The sequence below is a fragment of the Mesorhizobium sp. M7D.F.Ca.US.004.03.1.1 genome, from assembly GCF_003998635.1.
Classification (GTDB): domain Bacteria; phylum Pseudomonadota; class Alphaproteobacteria; order Rhizobiales; family Rhizobiaceae; genus Mesorhizobium; species Mesorhizobium loti.
In genome coordinates, this window is the sequence record NZ_RZQG01001123.1 from 1 (window position 1) to 1716 (window position 1716).

Annotated in this window: 2 protein-coding genes; both read left to right on the forward strand. The window is 63.8% G+C overall.

All coding sequences use genetic code 11. From position 1 onward, the window contains the following. Positions 1 to 39: 39 nt before the first annotated feature. Positions 40 to 1227 carry a Gfo/Idh/MocA family oxidoreductase gene (locus tag EN935_RS34615; protein WP_109661113.1) on the forward strand — a complete coding sequence of 396 codons (1188 nt, stop codon included), beginning with the start codon at positions 40 to 42 and terminating at the stop codon, positions 1225 to 1227. A 175-nt stretch (positions 1228 to 1402) separates the two neighbouring features. Further along, a partial coding sequence (locus EN935_RS34620; RefSeq protein ID WP_164771631.1) for a sugar phosphate isomerase/epimerase occupies positions 1403 to 1716 on the forward strand: 314 nt, incomplete at its 3' end.

The following is a 1716-nucleotide window of genomic DNA, read 5'->3' on the forward strand; positions in this document are numbered from 1 at the left end:
CCCCTCAAGGGGGAGGTGAGCAACAGCAAGGAGAAAAACATGGTCGGCGCATCGAAGTCGGAAGCGGGAGGCGGCCCGATCCGCTATGGTATGGTCGGCGGCGGGCAAGGCGCCTTCATCGGCGCAGTGCACCGGATCGCGGCGCGCCTGGACAATGACTTCGTGCTGGTTGCTGGTGCTTTGTCATCCGACCCAGCTCGCGCAAAGGCCTCGGCCGCCGAGCTCGGGCTCGACCCCGATCGCAGCTATGCGTCCTATGCCGAGATGGCCAAGGCCGAGGCCAAGCGGCCCGACGGCATCGAGGCGGTAGCTATCGTCACGCCCAACAATGTCCATGTACCGGCGGCAAAGGCTTTCCTGGAAGCTGGCATCCACGTCATCTGCGACAAGCCGCTGGCGACGACGCTCGCCGAAGCAAAAAAGCTGGCGGCCGTGGTCGAGAAGACCGGTAAGGTGTTCGTGCTGACGCACAACTACACCGCCTATCCGATGGTGCGGCAGGCGCGCGAGATGGTCGCCAAGGGCGTGCTCGGCGACATCCGCATCGTGCAGTCCGAATATCCGCAGGACTGGCTGACCGAGGACTTGGCCGCCACCGGCCAGAAACAGGCGGCGTGGCGCGGCGATCCGAAACAGGCAGGCGCCGGCGGCGCGCTGGGCGATATCGGTACGCATGCCTATAATCTCGCCCGCTTCGTCTCCGGGCTGGAGCTGGATTCCCTGTCGGCCGATCTCGACGCCTTCGTGCCGGGACGGCTCCTCGATGACAATGTCAACGTCATGCTGCGCTTCAAGTCTGCGGGCAAGACGCATCCGGCAAAAGGCATGATCTGGGCAAGCCAGGTGGCGCCGGGCCACGAGAACGGGCTGAAGCTGCGCATCTATGGCTCGAAGGGTGGGCTGGAATGGGTGCAGGCCGACCCGAACTATCTCTGGTACACGCCGTTCGGCCAGCCCAAGCAATTGATCACCCGCAACGGCGCCGGCGCGCTGCCGGTGGCAGGGCGTGTCAGCCGCGTGCCGTCGGGCCATCCCGAGGGCTATCTCGAAGGCTTCGCCAACATCTACCAGGAGGCCGCGAGGGCCATCCGCGCGGCGCGTCGCAAGGGCGGCAAGCCGGCAAAGGATGTCGTCTTTCCGACCATTCACGACGGCGTCGAAGGCATGGCCTTCATCGAGGCCTGCGTGAAGTCGTCGAAGAAGAATGGGGCCTGGACGAAGCTCTGACCAAGGGTGCAGATATTCAGGTGATGCCGGCCTGCAAATGGCAGCTTCCTGCGCTTCCGGTGCTCACGTACCAAAAGTACGCTCCGCTCCGGTTCTCGGAACCAGCCATTTTCGACTCGGCCTGACCTGAATCTCAACACCTTGGGGCATCAACAGGGAACTGGGAGGGGCGTCGATGAAAATCGGCATGTGCATGTTCTTGTGGACGACGGCCGTGTCGAAGAAACACGAGAAGCTGCTTCGCGATATCAAGGCGACCGGCTTCGATGGCATCGAGATACCAATCTTCGCCGGCACGCCGGACGACTATAGAAAGCTCGGCGAGCTGCTCGACCGCATCGGGCTGGAGCGGACCGCGGTTTCAGCCATGGGCGATCCGGCGATGAATTTGATCTCGGCCGATGCGGCAACGCGCAAAGCCGGTGTCGACTACATGAAATGGGCGATCGACTGCGCCAATGCGCTTGGCGCCAGCGCGCTGAGCGGCCC

Bases quoted from the DNA above. Each gene is read 5' to 3' on its own strand.
- EN935_RS34615 (WP_109661113.1), top strand. From the start codon at position 40: ATGGTCGGCGCATCGAAGTCGGAAGCGGGAGGCGGCCCGATCCGCTAT.